The sequence below is a fragment of the Ruegeria sp. BHSB064 genome, from assembly GCF_059613205.1.
On the sequence record NZ_JBXWSB010000097.1, the window covers coordinates 1 to 17,328 of the forward strand.

Annotated in this window: 9 protein-coding genes; 5 read left to right on the forward strand and 4 right to left on the reverse strand. The window is 59.3% G+C overall.

The genetic code is table 11. The annotated features are described in order from the left end of the window. Nucleotides 1-737, reverse strand: a 737-nt coding sequence (locus tag AC2FNU_RS18755; protein ID WP_496791481.1) for an MFS transporter, incomplete at its 3' end; no start/stop codon positions are given. A gap of 127 nt (nt 738-864) precedes the next feature. Between AC2FNU_RS18755 and AC2FNU_RS18760 the strand changes: the two genes are divergently transcribed. From AC2FNU_RS18760 to yaaA, 3 genes are all read left to right on the forward strand, one after another. Continuing rightward, nucleotides 865-1,152, forward strand: a complete 288-nt coding sequence (locus AC2FNU_RS18760; RefSeq protein WP_171178365.1) for a YggT family protein — start codon at nt 865-867, stop codon at nt 1,150-1,152. Between the two features lie 78 nt (nt 1,153-1,230). Beyond that, nucleotides 1,231-3,270, forward strand: coding sequence for a DNA helicase RecQ (recQ, locus tag AC2FNU_RS18765; protein ID WP_496791456.1), 2,040 nt, complete (start codon nt 1,231-1,233; stop codon nt 3,268-3,270). 133 nt (nt 3,271-3,403) lie between these two features. Next, nucleotides 3,404-4,174: a peroxide stress protein YaaA gene (yaaA, locus tag AC2FNU_RS18770; protein ID WP_496791460.1), complete on the forward strand. Its 771-nt coding sequence runs from the start codon at nt 3,404-3,406 to the stop codon at nt 4,172-4,174. A gap of 84 nt (nt 4,175-4,258) precedes the next feature. On the opposite strand, the gene AC2FNU_RS18775 is transcribed toward yaaA, so the two are convergent. Next, nucleotides 4,259-6,517, reverse strand: a complete 2,259-nt coding sequence (locus AC2FNU_RS18775) for a response regulator (RefSeq protein WP_496791463.1) — start codon at nt 6,515-6,517, stop codon at nt 4,259-4,261. Nucleotides 6,518-6,633: 116 nt separating this feature from the next. Here AC2FNU_RS18775 and AC2FNU_RS18780 point away from each other — a divergent pair, with 116 nt between their 5' ends. Together AC2FNU_RS18780 and pbpC are read left to right on the forward strand one after the other, a co-directional pair. Beyond that, a complete protein-coding gene (locus tag AC2FNU_RS18780) occupies nt 6,634-12,060 on the forward strand; it encodes an alpha-2-macroglobulin family protein (RefSeq protein WP_496791466.1) in 5,427 nt (1,808 codons plus the stop codon). Between the two features lie 36 nt (nt 12,061-12,096). Continuing rightward, nucleotides 12,097-14,133: a penicillin-binding protein 1C gene (gene pbpC, locus AC2FNU_RS18785; RefSeq protein WP_496791469.1), complete on the forward strand. Its 2,037-nt coding sequence runs from the start codon at nt 12,097-12,099 to the stop codon at nt 14,131-14,133. Here the strand turns inward: pbpC and AC2FNU_RS18790 are convergent. Together AC2FNU_RS18790 and AC2FNU_RS18795 are read right to left on the reverse strand one after the other, a co-directional pair. Continuing rightward, nucleotides 14,130-16,172: a hypothetical protein gene (locus AC2FNU_RS18790; RefSeq protein ID WP_496791472.1), complete on the reverse strand. Its 2,043-nt coding sequence runs from the start codon at nt 16,170-16,172 to the stop codon at nt 14,130-14,132. The genes pbpC and AC2FNU_RS18790 overlap by 4 nt on opposite strands. Next, on the reverse strand, nt 16,169-17,328 hold a 1,160-nt coding region (locus tag AC2FNU_RS18795; RefSeq protein ID WP_496791477.1), incomplete at its 5' end, for a DUF4159 domain-containing protein. The genes AC2FNU_RS18790 and AC2FNU_RS18795, both read right to left, overlap by 4 nt.

Genomic DNA, 17,328 nt, shown 5'->3' on the forward strand with positions numbered 1-17,328 from the left:
GCCAGCAGACGCAGCGCTTCACCCACGCTGCCCGTTTTGTCCGCTGGTGCGTCATCGCGCACCCACAGGAAATAGGGCACCATAAACAGAATGAACCAAGCAGCCGTAAACGGGCCGACAAAACGTGTGCCTTCTCGGGTCGCCGCGTCGAGGCCCAGGGCAGGCTCCATCCCGATCAAGGTCTTCCCGTTCGCCTGTTCAACAAACAACGCCAGCATGATCGCCAACGAGATCAGCCCGCCAAAATAGCCAAACGCAAATCCCGAGCCCGAAATCTCGCCCACTTCACTGTCGTCGCCCAGATCAGGTAGCTGAGAATTGATAAAGATCAGCGCATATTCCGCGCCCACGAAGCCCAACCCAAAGGCCGACAGCATCAGCCACATGTTCGAACCATCGGGCATCGTGTACCACAACGCGCCGGATCCAACCGCGTACATCACCGAAAACGCAAAAATCCAAGGAATGCGCCGCCCCGACACGTCCGCCATCGCCCCCAGCAAAGGCGCGCCAAAGGCAATGATCAACCCTGTGATCGTCAGGCAATTTGCCCAGACCGTCTGCGCCTGCGCGGCTGCGGCTTCGGCATCCAGTCCACTGTTCGCGTAGTACCCGGCTGCCACCCCGGCGAAGTATGGGCCAAAGACAAAGGTGACCAGCAGCGTGTGATACGGTTGGCTGGCCCAGTCAAAAAACCACCAGCCCCAGATGCGCCTGCGTTTGGAAATCTCTGCCATCTCTGCCTCTGTTATTGTTGCGTTCATAAGACGGGGGTTTGGTTCAATTCGCAAGCTTTGAGTGCCGGACACTTGCTCTTTGCCGTTGTGGTGCTTAGGTCTCGGCCAACTAGAAAACGGAGAACCCATGCTGTCGCTGATCCAAATCCTGCTGCTGATCCTGGACGTTGTCTGGTTCATCATTCTGGCCCATGTGATCATGAGCTGGCTGATCAACTTTCAGGTGCTCAACTTGCACCAGCAACTGGTCGCGCAAATCTGGTACGGGCTGAACCGCATATTAGAGCCTATTTACGGCCCCATCCGCCGCATCCTGCCCAATATGGGTGGGCTGGATCTGACGCCATTGGTGGTGCTGATCGGGGTCTACGCGCTGCGGATCATCCTGATCAACAATGCGCCCTATTTCTACTGACCTCTTGTTCACTGAATCTTAGTATGTGATTGTCCTGTCTTAAGAGCAGATAAACCTTAAAACAGGGCAACCCCGCAGATGTTCGACTCCGCACCCTTGTTGCGAGATGTCTTTGGATTCGACGACTTCCGCCCCGGACAGGAAGAGATTGTCGATGCCGTGACCTCGGGCGAAAACGTGCTGGCCATCATGCCGACCGGGGGCGGGAAATCCTTGTGTTTTCAGCTGCCTGCCTTGATGCGCGACGGGGTGACAGTGGTGATTTCGCCGCTGATCGCCTTGATGCGCGATCAGGTTCGTGGGCTGCAGGAGGCCGGGGTCGAGGCCGGGGCGCTGACCTCGGGCAATACGCCCGAAGAAACCGATGCCGTATGGGAAGCGTTGGAAGCCGGAAGGCTCAAGCTGCTTTACATGGCACCGGAACGTCTGGCGGCTGGGTCGGCGTTGGGCATGCTGCGCCGGATCAATGTCAGCCTGATTGCCGTGGATGAGGCGCATTGCGTCAGCCAATGGGGTCACGATTTTCGCCCCGACTATCTGCGGATCGGTGAGTTGCGGCGTGCGCTGAACGTGCCGCTGGCGGCCTTCACCGCCACAGCGGATGCGGAAACGCAGGACGAGATTGTCGAGAAACTGTTTGACGGCACCGAACCGCGCAAGTTTCTGCGTGGGTTTGATCGGCCTAACATTCATCTGGCGTTTGCTGCCAAGGACGGGCCGCGCAAACAAATCCTCGATTTCGCCGCTGCCCGTAAGGGTCAATCCGGCATCGTCTATTGCGGCACCCGCAACAAGACCGAAGTGCTGGCCAAGGCTCTGCGCGACGAAGGCCACACCGCCTGTCACTATCACGGCGGTATGGACCCCGAGGATCGTCGCATCGTCGAAACCCGCTTCGCCCGCGAGGATGGGCTGATCGTTGTGGCAACCGTTGCCTTTGGTATGGGGATCGACAAACCCGATATCCGTTGGGTGGCCCATGCTGATCTGCCCAAGTCCATCGAAGCCTATTATCAGGAAATTGGTCGCGCCGGGCGCGATGGTGGTCCTGCTGAAACACTCACCCTGTTCGGTCCTGACGATATTCGCCTTCGGCGGTCGCAGATCGACGAAGGGCTGGCACCGCCTGAACGTCGCATGGCCGACCATGCTCGACTGAACGCCTTGTTGGGTTTGGCCGAAGCACTGAAATGTCGCCGCCAGACCTTGTTGGGCTATTTTGGCGAACAGGCAGTGCCATGCGGGAAATGCGACCTGTGTGACACGCCACCTGAGGTTTTCGACGGAACAACACCGGTCCGTATGGCCCTGTCCGCGATCTTGCGGACGGACGAATGGTTTGGTTCAGGCCATCTGATCGACATTCTGCTGGGGAACGAAACCGACAAGATACGCGCGCGTCGTCACAACGATCTGTCCACCTGGGGCATTGGCAAAGACTGGTCGCGTCCGCAATGGCAAGCGATTTTCCGGCAGATGATGGGCCACGATCTGGTCCGCCCAGATCCAGAACGCCACGGCGCGCTGCGCATGACCGAAGCCGCCAAGCCGATCCTGAAGGGCGAGGCACTGATCAGCCTGCGCAAGGACACGATCCGAAAGGCCACGCGCCGCCCCGCAGTGAAAGCCATGGTGTCCGAGGAAGACGCGCCGTTACTGTCGGCCTTAAAGGCCAAACGCCGCGCTTTGGCAGAAACCGCACGTGTGCCAGCCTATGTGATCTTCCCTGATCGCACTTTGATCGAAATGGCTGAAAAACGCCCCACTACACTGGATGATATGGCGCGTGTTGGCGGTGTTGGCGCCAAAAAGCTGGAACGCTATGGCGACACCTTCCTTGAAGTCATCGCAGGCGCGGTTGAGTCCGTGCACCCAGCCCGCCGCAAACTGGCGGGGCGCGACCAGGGTGAGATTTACGACCGTTTGCTCGAAGTACAGTCTCAGTTGTCGCGCGGCCCCGATGGGATAGATAAGCCATTGACCTGCACGGCCTCGCAACTGGCAAAGGTGGCGCAGATGCGCCCGGATGATCCGCGCGGGATCGAGACGGTGCTGGGTGATCGACGTCACGAAAGGTTTGGCGCTGCCTTTCTGGACGTGCTGCGTGAGGCGGGCTAGTTCGTTTTGCGCCTCAATCGTGTCAAAAGACGCTGCCTCCCCCAACGGTCGACCGCGCCTTTCGACAAATGTTCTTTTGGTAAAACGCAAAACGACCTAGATACACCAAATCAGGCAAGGAAAGAGGGCGGATATGCTGGTAGTGATTTCCCCGGCCAAGCGGCTGGACTGGGCAGAGCGGGATGTCGCGGTCACACAACCCGACTTTCAGGATGACGCGATCCGGCTGTCGAAGACTGCCCGCAATCTGACGCTTGGTGATCTGAAAAAGCTGATGAACCTGAGCGACGACCTGGCGCGCCTGAACCGCGACCGCTATCGCGCCTTTACGGACGCGCCCGAGGCTGAAGTTACCCGCCCCGCCGCGCTGGCCTTTGCAGGCGACACTTATCAAGGATTGGAGGCTGCGTCGCTGGATGCGGACGAAATGGCATGGGCCCAGGATCACGTGCGCATCCTCTCGGGACTTTATGGCGTTCTGCGACCTCTGGATGCGATCCAGCCTTATCGGCTGGAGATGGGCAGCAAGCTGAAAACCCGGCGCGGCAAGAACCTTTATGACTACTGGGGCGACCAGCTCAGCAAAGCGCTGAATGCGCAAAGCGCGGAAATTGGCAGCGATGTTCTGATCAACTGCGCGAGCCAGGAGTATTTTGGCGCGGTTGACCCAAAAGCACTGAAGCTACGGATCGTCACGCCGGTGTTCATGGAAGACAAAAACGGCACGCCAAAGATCGTCAGTTTTTTTGCAAAAAAAGCCCGCGGGGCCATGGCGCGGTACATCATCCAACATCGCCTGACTGATCCCAAAGCATTGTTAGAGTTTGACACCGGCGGTTACGCTTACCGTGCGGACCTGTCAGAAGAGGACAAACCGGTCTTTGTCAGACCCTATGTGGCCTGAATACATCCGTTGGAAAACGAAGGTCAGCGCTTTTGTGTCGGGAAGGAAGCGAGGGGCCAGCCCCTCGCGCTCCCCGAGGTATTTTTAGCCAGATGAAGCAGGATCCTGCTTTTGATCATTGCGGCATTTCATAGTTTCATCGGGATCAGTTTTTTCAACGCAGGTTACGTCATCTGGTTGATGTTGCAGGATCATTTGATGGATGAGTGTCTTGTGCAGCGGTTTGGTCAGGTAATGGTCGAGCCCGGCGGATAGGATCCCTTCATCATCCCCGGCCATTGCATGAGCGGTAAGGGCAACGATTGGTACATGGCGGCCGGTTTCAACCTCGAGCCGTCGGATTTCGGTAGTCGCCTGTTTACCATCCATTTTGGGCATAGAGATATCCATGAATATCAGATCAGGTGCGAACTCCTGATAGACCTCAACCGCTTCGAGCCCGTGCGATGCAAAGCGCAAATCGATATTCAAATCCTTCACCATCTTTTTCAGGATCAGTTGGTTGGTGCGGTTGTCTTCAGCCGCGAGGATTTTCATACGTCGGGTATTGGCTGTTTCGAAATCGCCTTTATTAGACTCATTCTCCTGTGGTTTTGGCGCGCAAGCAGCCTTCGAAGACGCTTTGAGGGCCATCAGCCTGCCATAGAGTTCAGACCGGGGGATTGGTTTCTGCAAAACGCCGCTCAGAAGGTCGCGCGCAGGGTGGGCGTGTATCAGAGCGGGATTTGCGGACATCACAATCACAGGCAGGTCCCCCCAGCCCCGGTCCTTGAGCGAGGTTGCAAGGTCAAGCCCGTCCATGTCCGGCAGGTCGTGGTCGCACAGGACCAGCTCAACCTGATCAGTTATTTTAGCCAGCGCTTCGCCGCCCGAAGTACATACAGTCACCTCGGCGCCCAACCGGCCAAGTTGTTTTGCAAGGATGGCACGGTTTACGGCAAGGTCATCAACCACCATGACATGTTTAACGCATTCCTTCAGATCTGGTGGTTCGGGTTGTGAGCCTTCGGCGGTGGGCAGCGAAATGCGAAACCCGAAACAAGACCCCTGCCCCAACTCACTTTCGACCCAGACAGCGCCACCCATCATGGAAATCAAGCGTTTGGTGATGGCCAACCCCAGCCCCGTACCTTCGAACTGGCGGTTTCGCTGGTCTTCAACTTGATTGAACTCGCCAAAGATATGGCCGATTTTTTCAGTCTCGATTCCGATGCCTGTGTCTTCGATGGCAACGTGAATGTCGCAGGTTTGCGCATCAGGATGGGGCACGCCAGTAACGCGGATCAAAACATGCCCTTCGGACGTGAATTTGACCGCATTGCCAACCAAGTTGGTCAAAACTTGCCGAATCCGACCAGGATCGCCTACGAAAAGAGTGGGCAGGAACAGATCATAATCAACCAGCAACGTCAGGCCCTTGTCGCGTACGCTGGGCTGCAACAGCATCGCAACCTCTAGAATACAGCGCTCCAGATCGAAATGTTCAGGGTGCAGGACAAGTTTGTCGGCTTCAATCTTCGAATAATCCAGAACGTCATTGATAATCACAAGCAGGGCCTCGCCCGAGTTTCTGATCGTGTTGACGTACAGGCGTTGTTCTTCGTTCAAGGGGGTTTCGTCCAGCAACTCACTCATCCCGACGATACCGTTCATCGGGGTGCGGATTTCGTGGCTCATGTTGGCTAAAAACGCGGATTTGGCACGGTTGGCCGTCTCGGCCCGTTCGCGCGCTGCTGTCAGTTCGGTCTCATGCCGAACCGACGCGGTGATATTGAGCGCAAGGCTGACAACGTCGCCGCCGCTGCCCCGCTGGTCGATCAGGCGAATGTATTGCCCATTCCACAGTTGCAACACGATCGGCGGCGGATGGGCACGGTTCCAGCGCGCTTGCATCCTTGCACGCCACGCATCAGCGGCTTCATCACCTATGTCGACAATGCCTTCGGTTGTCAGCAATTCAAGAATACGAGGGTAGGTTATCCCGGGCACCACCTCATCCAGACCATCAAAAACACTGAGATAGGCGGTGTTGGCCCCGATCAGACGACCCTCACCGTCAAAAAAAGCAAAACCGTCCTGGATGGTCTGAATGGAGTGCCACAGACGACGTTCGGCCACCTCGATCTTGGCATGAGCTACGGTCAGATCGGATTTGACCTTTTCATTCTCGTCCCGAACAGTTTCAACCTCGGCCTGTGTTTCGCCGATACGTTTGGTCAAAGCCATCGCGTGCTGGCCAAGTTTCCGGTTGGCCGCCGAAAGCTCGGCCTGTTTCAGCGCCAGCATTCGTTCTGCCGCCAAACGCGCGCGCCGTTCCTGTGCCAGTTTGTTTGCAAGACTCATCGTGATCTGTTCCGGGACGTGGAAAATTCAGCATCGCGGCAGAGAATGAAAAACTGTTTAAGCCGTTGCGCAACCGACGCACGCCATGCAAGGCTGAGCACAAAGAGGAGGGCACCATGCACCGCTTTGTTTTTATTTCAATAACTTATGTCTTTTCATTCTTGATCCTGCCCGGCACAGTTCTGGCGCAGAACGCCGTGCCCGAATTTCGCTACATCACTACGCGGGACACGGATTTTTTTGGGTCAGATCTGGATGCGCTGTTCGACACAGATCTGAAATCATGCATTCAGGCTTGCTCGGCCAATGATCGCTGCACAGCTTTCACCTATAACACGCGATCCGATGCCTGCTTTCCCAAAGACGGGGTGACCCGGCAGGCGGCGTATCAGGGAGCGCTTTCCGCGCAAAAGGTAACAACCTCAGAGCAGGCTCTGATATTGGGAAAAACGCGTGCAACGGCGCTGAGCGTGCTGGGATCTGCTGATTTGAAGCGGGCGACGGATCAGGCGCGCAATCTGGGTTTCCTGCATCCTGCCGGCGGTTACGATCTGCAAGCTGTGTTGGACGCGGCGCGCGGCGCGGGAAGTGCGACACAAGCGATGCAATGGACCGGTGTTGCCGTATCTCTCAGCGATGCGCCGGATCTTTGGGTGGAATACGCGCGCTTGTTGCTGACCATTAATCCCTCAGGCTGGAACGAGCGGCGCGATCTTCGAAACCGTGCGCTGAACGCGGCGATCAACGGTTATTTGCGGTCCGAGACTACGGGATCACAAATCACCGCCTTGATGACTTTGGCAAACGCTCTGGAGGAGGTCGATCGTGGCCGCGACATGATCCCTGTTTTGCGGCTGGCCGAACAGCTGCAGCCGCGTGAGGACGTACTGGCCGCGCTTGACGATGCGATCGGGAAATACGGGTTCCGAGTGGTCGATACCGCGGTCGAGAGCGACGCGGTCGCGCCCCGGATCTGTGTTGAGTTTTCGGAACCATTGGTCAAGGCCGGTGTTGACTACGATCCCTTTGTGCAACGCGACGACACAGGACTGGTTGTTCAGCCCGACGAAAAGCAGCTTTGCATAGATGGCGTCGCGCATGGCCAGCGCTATCGCCTGACTTTAAGACAGGGTTTGCCTGCCGCCTCGGGAGAAGCACTGAATCGCAACGTTGACCTGACCCACTATGTACGCGACCGCACGCCGTCGGTTCGGTTTCCCGGACGCAGCTATGTCCTTCCGAAATCTGCGGAAGCGGCTTTGCCGGTCGAAACAGTTAACGTCACCGAGCTGGATCTGATCCTGCGGCGGGTCAGCGACCGGAACCTGTTGCGCGCGGTGCAACAGGACTTCTTTGGCCGCCCGCTCAGCGAATGGCAGGAAGAGGAATTCTCGGATCAGATTGCCGAGGACATCTGGACCGGAACAGCCGAAGTATCCAACCAGTTGAACCAAACCATGACAGCGCGCCTGCCCATGTCAGAGGCCATCGCTGATCAGCCTGCAGGCATCTATGCGCTGACCGCCCGTGTTCCGGGGGCCGATCCGTATGACGACCCAGGCGCGACACAGTGGTTTGTGCTGTCCGATCTGGGGATCAGCACCGCGCTTGGCACGGATGGGCTGCACGTGACGGTGCGTAGCCTCAGCGATGCAGCACCGCGTCAGGACGTCGAGGTTTCGCTGGTCACAAATGCAAACGCGGTCATTGCAACCGCGCAGACCGATGAAACCGGCTATGCCACCTTCGATCCCGGCCTGATCCGCGGGAAGGGGGCCAGTGCGCCTGCCTTGGTCATCGCCTCTGCCGGGGACAGCGATTTCAGCTTTTTGTCTCTGACAGATCCCGCTTTTGATCTGTCGGATCGCGGCGTCGAAGGGCGCGCGCCTGCGGGGCCGGTTGACGTATTCCTGACCACAGATCGGGGTGCCTATCGTGCCGGAGAGGTCATCCATGTCACCGCGCTGTCCCGAGATGGTGAGGCACAGGCAATCGAAGGGCTGCCCCTGACCACGATCCTGTATCGCCCGGACGGGGTGGAATACCGCCGATCTGTCTCGGACGGGGGCGTTGCCGGGGGCCATGTCTTTGCCCTGCCTGTCGCTGTCGACGTACCGCGTGGAGCATGGAAGATTGAGATTAAATCTGACCCCAAAGGCGAGGCACTGGCGCGTCAGACAGTATTGGTCGAGGACTTTCTGCCTGAACGTATCGATTTCGATCTGACCCTGCCCGACGCGCCCCTGCGGCCCGGCGATAGCCCACCGCTTTCTATAGATGCGCGCTATCTTTTTGGTGCGCCGGGATCTGACCTGAGCATTGACGGACAGGTCATCGCGCGCGCCGCTGATACGGTTCCTGGGTATGAAGGCTATCGCTTTGGCCGCTACGATGCCGAGGCCGTGATCAAAAGCACGTATTTCGGGAACACGCGCACAGATGCAGCGGGACAGGCCACCGTAGCCGTCGAAATTCCAGTGTTAGAGACAGAAGGAAAGCCGATTGAGGCTGAAATCATCGCACGATTGACCGATGGTTCTGGCCGTCCGGTTGAGCGTCGCCTGTCTGCTCCGGTCCTGCCACCGCAGCCGGTGATCGGTGTCAAACCTCTGTTTGAAGAGGTTGTTCCTGAAGGTACCGAAGCTGCGTTTCAGATCGTCGCCCTCGCCCCTGACCTGACGCCCAGCCCCATGCGGCTGCGGTGGACACTGAACCGGGTCGAGACGCAGTATCAGTGGTATCAGCTGTACGGCAACTGGAATTGGGAACCGACAACCCGCCGCACTCGCATTGCCACCGGCGAAGTGGACATGTCGACAGATCCTTTGACACTGGCGCAGCCCGTGGATTGGGGCCGTTACGAACTGGTCGTCCAGCGCGTCGACGGCACATATGCCGAAACCGCCGTCGATTTCTATGCAGGCTGGTATCAGGCCGCGGATGCGTCAACCACACCAGACCGCCTTGAGATGTCGCTGGACCGTGACACCTATCGCGCAGGTGATACCGCCCAGTTGCGTATCGTCCCACGCATGGCGGGCGTCGCCCAGATCGAAATCCTGTCGAACCGGCTGATCCATCGCCAGATGGTGGACGTGCCGGAAGGTGAAACCGTAATCCCGATCGAAGTGACCGAAGATTGGGGTGCGGGGGCATATGTCACCGCCACAGTCATCCGCCCGATGAACGTCGCAGCAGGTCAAAACCCGGCGCGTGCGATGGGTGTGGCGCATGCCTCCATCGATCCAGCAGATCGCAAGCTGGACGTCGCAATTGATGTGCCCGAGGTCACATCTCCACGGCAAACGCAAAAAGCCCGTGTTAGGGTCGAGAATACCTCGAAGAATGACCCGGTCTGGCTGACACTCGCTGCTGTGGATGTGGGCATTCTGAACCTGACCGGGTTTGAAAGTCCCGATCCGCAGGAATATTACTTTGGGCAACGCCGTCTTGGCGTGGATCTGCGCGACGTTTACGGACGCCTGATCGACGGCATGACCGGAGCGATGGGCACCGTCCGCTCCGGTGGTGACGCAGATAACGGGATGCGCCGCCAGTCCCCGCCTCCGACGCAAGACTTGATGGCCGTGTTCAGCGGCCCGGTGCAGGTCGGCCCGGACGGAGAGGTTGAGGTGGACATTCCCCTACCCGCCTTCAATGGCACTGTCCGATTGATGGCGGTCGCGTGGTCACCCAAAGCAGTCGGGCAGGCAGAAGCCGATATGATCGTCCGCGACCCTGTGGTCGTCACCGCCAGCCTGCCGCGTTTCCTTGCCCCCGGAGATCAAAGCCGGATGCGGCTTGAGATCGTTCATGCCGATGGCACACCCGGAGACATGGCACTTGGTCTGACGGCTTCCGGTGGATTGGAACTGGGCGAGGCACCGACCAGCTTTGTGTTGGAGAACGGCGGCAAGGCGGTCTTTGACATCCCCGTCACAGCCAGCGTTGTTGGCGATCCTGAAATCAGTGTCTCGATCACCACACCGGACGGCCGCGACCTGTCGCAAACCCTGCGCATGCCCGTACGTGCCAACGATCCGGTGATTGCACAGACACGACGTTTCGCGTTGGGGGCCGACGACAGTTTCCTGTTTTCGCAGGACGTATTTGACGGGTTCCAGCCCGGTTCGGCCAAGGCCATTCTGTCCGCCGGAGCATTGGCCAAATTCAATACACCCGGCTTGTTGGACCAGTTGAACCGTTACCCCTATGGCTGCACCGAACAGATCACCAGCAAAGCCCTGCCGCTGCTTTATCTGTCATCCGTCGCGCAAGCCTCGGGGCTGGGGGACGGTCCGATAGTGGATCGGCGCATAACGGAGTCTATTCGCAGCATCCTGACCCGTCAGGCAGCCAATGGTGCCTTTGGCCTTTGGCGTGCAGGAAGTGGGGATTTCTGGCTGGACGCTTACGTGACAGACTTCCTGTCGCGTGCGCGCGCTCAGGGTCACCCTGTACCAGACCGAGCTTTTGCCCAGGCCATGGACAACCTTCGAAACCGGGTCAACTACGCGCCTGACTTCGACGAAGGCGGTCAGGATATTGCCTATGCCATGATGGTTCTGGCACGAGAAGGCGCGGCATCGATGGGTGATCTGCGCTACTATGCAGATGTCAAAGGGGATGCGTTCGACACCCCATTGGCGGCCGCACAATTGGGCACAGCGCTTGCATCTTACGGCGATCAGACCCGAGCTGACGCGATGTTTAACCGCGCCGCTCGCATGTTGGAACAAACCTCTGATGAGCAGGAAAATTACTGGCGCGCGGATTACGGCACGCACCTGCGGGATGCGGCGGGGTTGCTGACCCTTGCCGTGGGCGCGGGCAGCGAGGCCGTCAATCGCGACGCATTGATCCAACGTGTCAGCACCGGTCGCGCCCCTTTGTCCACGCAAGAGGCCACGTGGTCCCTTCTGGCCGCCCATGCGCTGGTGTCTGATCCGACTGGATCAGGCTTGACCGTCAACGGCTCTCAGGTGGCTGGTCCGTTTGTGCAGGTTCTGCAGTCTGGTCAGGCGGATGAGGTCAACATTACCGCAAGTGACGGTCAGGCGACGGACATCACCCTTACGGTCACGGGAATCCCTGAGGTTCCGCCCGAGGCGGGAGGCAATGGTTATGCGATCGAACGGCAATATTACTCGATGGATGGCGATCCGATTGACGCCAACAGCTTTGAGGTTGGCGAAAGGTATGTGACGGTTCTGACAGTGACCCCGTTCGAAAGTGGCGGAGCGCGGCTGATGGTCGATGATCCACTTGCCGCCGGGATCGAAATCGACAACCCCAGCCTGTTGCGTTCAGGCGATGTGCGGTCGCTTGACTGGCTGGATCTGTCGGATGCCACCCATACCGAGTTCCGCTCGGACCGTTTCCTAGCCGCTATTGATCTGTCCGGTCGTGAAACAGTGACGCTGGCCTACGTCGCGCGCGCTGTTACGCCGGGTCTCTTCCATCATCCTGCGGCCTCGGTCGAGGATATGTACCGCCCGCAAAACCGCGCGCGTACAGCGACTGGCCGGATCGAGGTTCAGTGATTTGCACCGCGCAATATCACTGCCCGGGTGGCTGTCATGCATAGGCCGTCGCGGCTTTTGTTGGCCCTGGCCGGTGCCTTCTATCTGACGGCACTGGCTCGGGACGGTGTCCACCGCTGGATCGACGCCACAGTCCTCCCCCCTGTTCTGGCCGAAACATCGGTCGAGATGCGGGACCGGAACGGCGACCTTTTGCGTGCGTTTCCGGTTGAAGATGGGATTTGGAGACTGCAACCCGGCGCGGTCGATCCGAATTTCACCGCCATGCTCATCCGGTACGAAGACAAACGGTTCTGGACACATACCGGAGTGGACCCGGTTGCGATGCTGCGGGCCGTGGCGCAAAGCCTTTGGAACGGGCGCACGGTGTCGGGTGGGTCCACCCTGACCATGCAGGTCGCGCGGCTGATCGAAGATGGCTCAACCGGGCGCTGGAGCGGTAAAATCCGCCAAATTAGAGTCGCATTGGCGCTGGAGCAGCAGTTAAGCAAACGGCAAATCCTGACCCTCTATCTGACCCACGCACCCTATGGGGGCAATCTGGAAGGTATCCGAGCCGGAACCCGTGCATGGTTTGGCAAAGACGCAGCCCGCCTGACCCCCGCGCAAGCAGCCCTGTTGGTTGCATTGCCGCAATCCCCGGAAGCTCGACGCCCGGATCGTGAACCTGTCGCAGCTCAAAAAGCGCGGGATCGGGTTCTGCGCAGGCTCGAGCGGCACGGCGCCCTGACCGCCGCTGAAACACGAACGGCTTTGTTGGAACCCCTACCCGACAAAATGAACCCCTTTCCACGCCTTGCACCGCACCTGACCGATCGTGTGAAGCGTCAAGCGCCCGCGACAAGCGCTTTTGATCTGACCCTGGATGCCGGGTTGCAGGCCCGGTTGGAAGCTTTAGTTATGAAGGCCGCCACGCGCGCGGGATCACGCGTGTCTGGCGCTCTGATCGTGGCTGATCATCGCAGTGGCGAGGTTCTGGCCTCGGTCGGGTCCGCCGGGTATCAGGACGCCCGACAGGGGTTTGTGGATATGACACAAGCGCTGCGGTCACCCGGATCAACTTTGAAACCTCTGGTCTATGGGCTGGCCTTCGATCAGGGACTGGCCCATCCCGAAACTCTGATCAGCGACAGTCCCGTCATGTTTGGCCGATATTCCCCGCGCAATTTTGATGGCGCATTCCGTGGCGATGTGAGGGTTCGGGACGCCCTGCAATTGTCGCTGAACATCCCGGTCGTACGTTTGACGAATGAGTTGGGGCCCGCGCGCGTGCTGACAGCACTGCGCTTGGCCGGATCGGAACCGCGTCTGAGCGGTGGCACGCCCGGATTGGCGATTTCATTGGGCGGTGTGGGGTTGAGCCTGCGCGATCTGGTACAGATTTACGCCGCTCTGGCAGCCGGTGGGCAAGGCCCTGTCCTGTATCACGACGTTTTGGCGGATACGCAGCAAACACCGCGCGTTTTGTCAGAAACCTCTGCCTGGCAGGTCGCCGACATTCTGGCCGGGCTTTCACCCCCAGCAGGCGGTGCGACAGGGGCGCTGGCCTATAAAACCGGCACCTCTTATGGCCACCGCGATGCCTGGGCCATCGGCTTTGACGGGCAGCACGTCATTGGGGTCTGGCTGGGTCGTGCGGACGGAACACCCGTTCCCGGCGCGTTCGGAGGCGATCTTGCCGCACCGCTTCTGGCCGAAGCCTTCAGCCTGCTGAAACCCGCGCTTAGCCCGCTGCGCCCACCGCCTCCCTCGACCTTGCTGGTCGGCGCTGCGCAATTGCCTCAACCCTTGCAACGTTTTCGCCCTCGCACAGCGGCTTTCCAAAACGATCCCTCCGCTCCGGATCTGCTGTTTCCGCCCGATAACGCTGTGTTAGAGACATTTGGAGCGCCCCTGACAGTGAAGCTACGTGGGGGTGTCGGGCCATTTTCAGTGCTTGCAGATGGCGTGCCCGTGCTGACCGGACAGCGACAGCGAGAGTTCGAGATTCCGAATCCGGGGGCCGGATTCACCTCGCTTGTTGTGGTGGATTCGCAAGGCCAATCGGACCGGGCGGCAATCAGGATCGACTAGCGTCGCCCTTCACGCAGCCAACCGCCCAGCAGGAACCCTCCTGCCAACAGCAACACCAGCCAAGGCGGCAGAAGACCAGCCTGCGTGACGTCCCGTGTTTCATACGCATTGCGCGGGGTCAGGCCGATCCACCCCCGCCCAGCCGCTGGACGTCCGGCGCGCACGTTGCGGATTGTTGGCAAACCGTCTTCCAGACGGATCACACCACCGCGCATACCTGCCAGAACCGGTTCAAGAACATCGCCGGTTGCGATGGTGCGTTCAAATTCCTTCGGCGCGGCGGGGCCGAGGCCAATCACGGCCATGTGGTCGCCTTCTTGCAACCGATAAAGACCGATCTCAGGCCCATAGTATTGCGCTTCGAACCGACCGGGAGAGACCTCTTCCAAGGTAATCTCCAATGTCTCGCCATTCGGGCGCGTCACCGTCACTGGCCCAACCTCGTCTTCAAGCGTCTGGCGAATGATGCGCATGGATTGCCCGTTGGCTTCGGCCCACAGCGCTTCTTCTTCCAGTTCGGGTTCCTTCATCATCCAATGGGCGAGCCTGCGCAGCAGCTCCAACTGCGGGCCACCACCTTCGAAACCGCGGCTCCACAGCCAAGCGTGGTCGGAGGCCAGCATCGCAACGCGCCCCTCGCCCACGCGGTCCAGAACCAGCAGCGGGCGTTCGTCGATGCCAGTCATCAATACCTCGCCCGAGCGGTGATTCACGTCGATCTGTCGCAACCACGCCCCCCAATTCTCGGAATCGCCCAGATTGGTTGTCACCGGATGCCGTTGCCCCAAGTCGCTGACCATCGGCACATACCGTTCCTCGAACACCCGCGCTGAAGGCTGCGCCGGCAAGATCGGCGCCAGAGGAGATCGGAAGATACTGTCGGCGCTGGCGAAATCAGGACCGGCCGCAATCAGAACCGCACCGCCGTCATTGATGTAACTGGTAACGTTGTCCAGATAGATCGCAGGCAGGATACCGCGCCGCTTGTACCGGTCGAAGATGATCAGATCGAAATCGTTGATCTTTTCCAGAAACAGCTCACGCGTGGGAAAGGCGATCAAGGAAAGCTCATCGACAGGCACGCCATCTTGTTTCTCGGGCGGGCGCAGAATGGTGAAATGCACCAAATCGACCGAGCTGTCGGATTTCAACAGGTTGCGCCATGTGCGCCCACCGGGATGCGGCTCTCCCGACACCAGCAAAACGCGCAGACGATCCCTAACACCGTTCATCTGGATCAGAGCCGTGTTGTTGCGGTCAGTCAATTCACCGTCGGCTTGAGGAACAGAGAACTGGATGACATTGCGCCCGCCATGGGGCAGCGTGATCGGCAATTCGACATCGCGGCCAATAGGAACACTGAACTGTTCCGGCGCGCCGCCATCGACCGAAATTTCGAGCGGCGCGGTGGCCGCACCTGCAGGCGCAGCACCGCTGTCTTCCACGCGCAGGGTCAATGTGACCGGCTCGCCAATAATGGCAAAGGCTGGCGCGTTTCGGACGATAAGCCTGCGATCCCAGTCACTTTCACGCCCGGTTTGCAGCAAATGCATCGGCGCGGGCAGGTCCGGGGTCTGATCCACATCGTGCACGATCCCGTCCGACACCACCAGAATACCCGCGATCCGGGCCCGGGGTTCTTCGGCCAAAGCTTCATTCAGGGCGGCCATAACCTGCGTGCCTTCATCCCCATCCCCGTCGCCAACGCGAATGCGGCGAAGTTCCGTGTTGTCGCGCGCCTCAATCTCGTCGGCGAGTTCCTCGGCAGCCTGTGCGGTTTGTTCCCCCCGGTCCGAAAGCGTCTGGCTGGCGCTTTCATCCTCGATCATCAAAACGATATCAGTCAGCGGCGCGCGATCTTCGATCTGATAAACCGGACCGGACAGCGCGGCGAGAACCACCAAAGCCGCCAACCCGCGTAACGCCCAGCCCGACAGGCCACGCCACAAGGCCAACACGACCCCAGCCACAGCAATCGCACCCACGGCAGCCAGAATGGGCCACGGGATCAGAGGATCAAATATGACGGTTCCGGTCATTGTCCCAACCTGTCCAGAAGGGCGGGCACGTGGACCTGATCGGATTTGTAATTCCCGGTCAGCACATGCATCACCAGATTGACGCCAAAGCGATTGGCCAGTTCTCGCTGCCGTTCTCCGGCATAACCGCGCCCGACTGGCAGCAGGGCCTGTCCGTTTCGATCCACGGCCCAGGCCCCGGCCCAGTCATTGCCGCCGATGACAACCGGGGTCACGTTGTCATTCAGGTTTCGGAAAGGCATCCCTTCGATCTGTTCCGCATCCAGTGGCGCAGCTTCGACCCAGACCTCGGTACCGGAATAGCGGCCCGGGAAATCCTGCAACAGATAGAAGGTTCTGGTCAGGACGTGATCGCGCGGAATCGGCTCTAACGCTGGAATATTCATGGGCGCGGCCAGTTGCTGCAACTTGCGGCCATTCGGGCTGGACGAGCCGAAACCGGCAATATCGGCATCACGTGTGTCAAACAGGATCATCCCACCCGAGCGCAGATAGGCGTTCAGTTTCGCGTATGCTTCAGCAGATGGCTGAGGCTGGCTTGGGGAAATCGGCCAGTACAGCAGCGGAAAGAACGCCAGCTCATCGCGTTCCAAATCCACGCCGATCGGTTCAGCGGGTTCCACCGAAGTGCGATAAAACAAGGTTTGCGCCAATCCCCGCAATCCTGCCTGCGCAATGTCGTCCACTTGTGCGTCACCGGTCAGCACATGTGCCAGAACCAGTTCATGGGTTGCCGCCAGCGCAAACTCGGTGTCTTCCGGCGTCTGCGCCTGAACCTCGGGCGCCACCAAAAACGCAGCCAGAACGCCAGCCGCTGCGCGCGACAAACCCAACCGGCCTGACAAAGCCAAAGATGCAATCACGTCAATCGTAAGCAGGATCAAAGCAAGGCTAAGAAGCAACCCACCAAGCGGTGTTTCGGTGCTGATTTCCTGACCTTTGATCGGCACATTGGCAGGCCAAACCACCGGTCGCAGTTCGGTGTCTTCGGAAACAACATTCAGCGCCAGTTTCTGTTTGCCGCTTTCATACAAGCCCGGTCGCAACTCGGGCCCGATCTGTCCCGAGATCAACTGCACACCGTCGACACCCGCCAGCGTGCCAGCGTCTGACAATGTGCCAAACCCGTCCATGATCTGCACCGGCTCCCACGTGG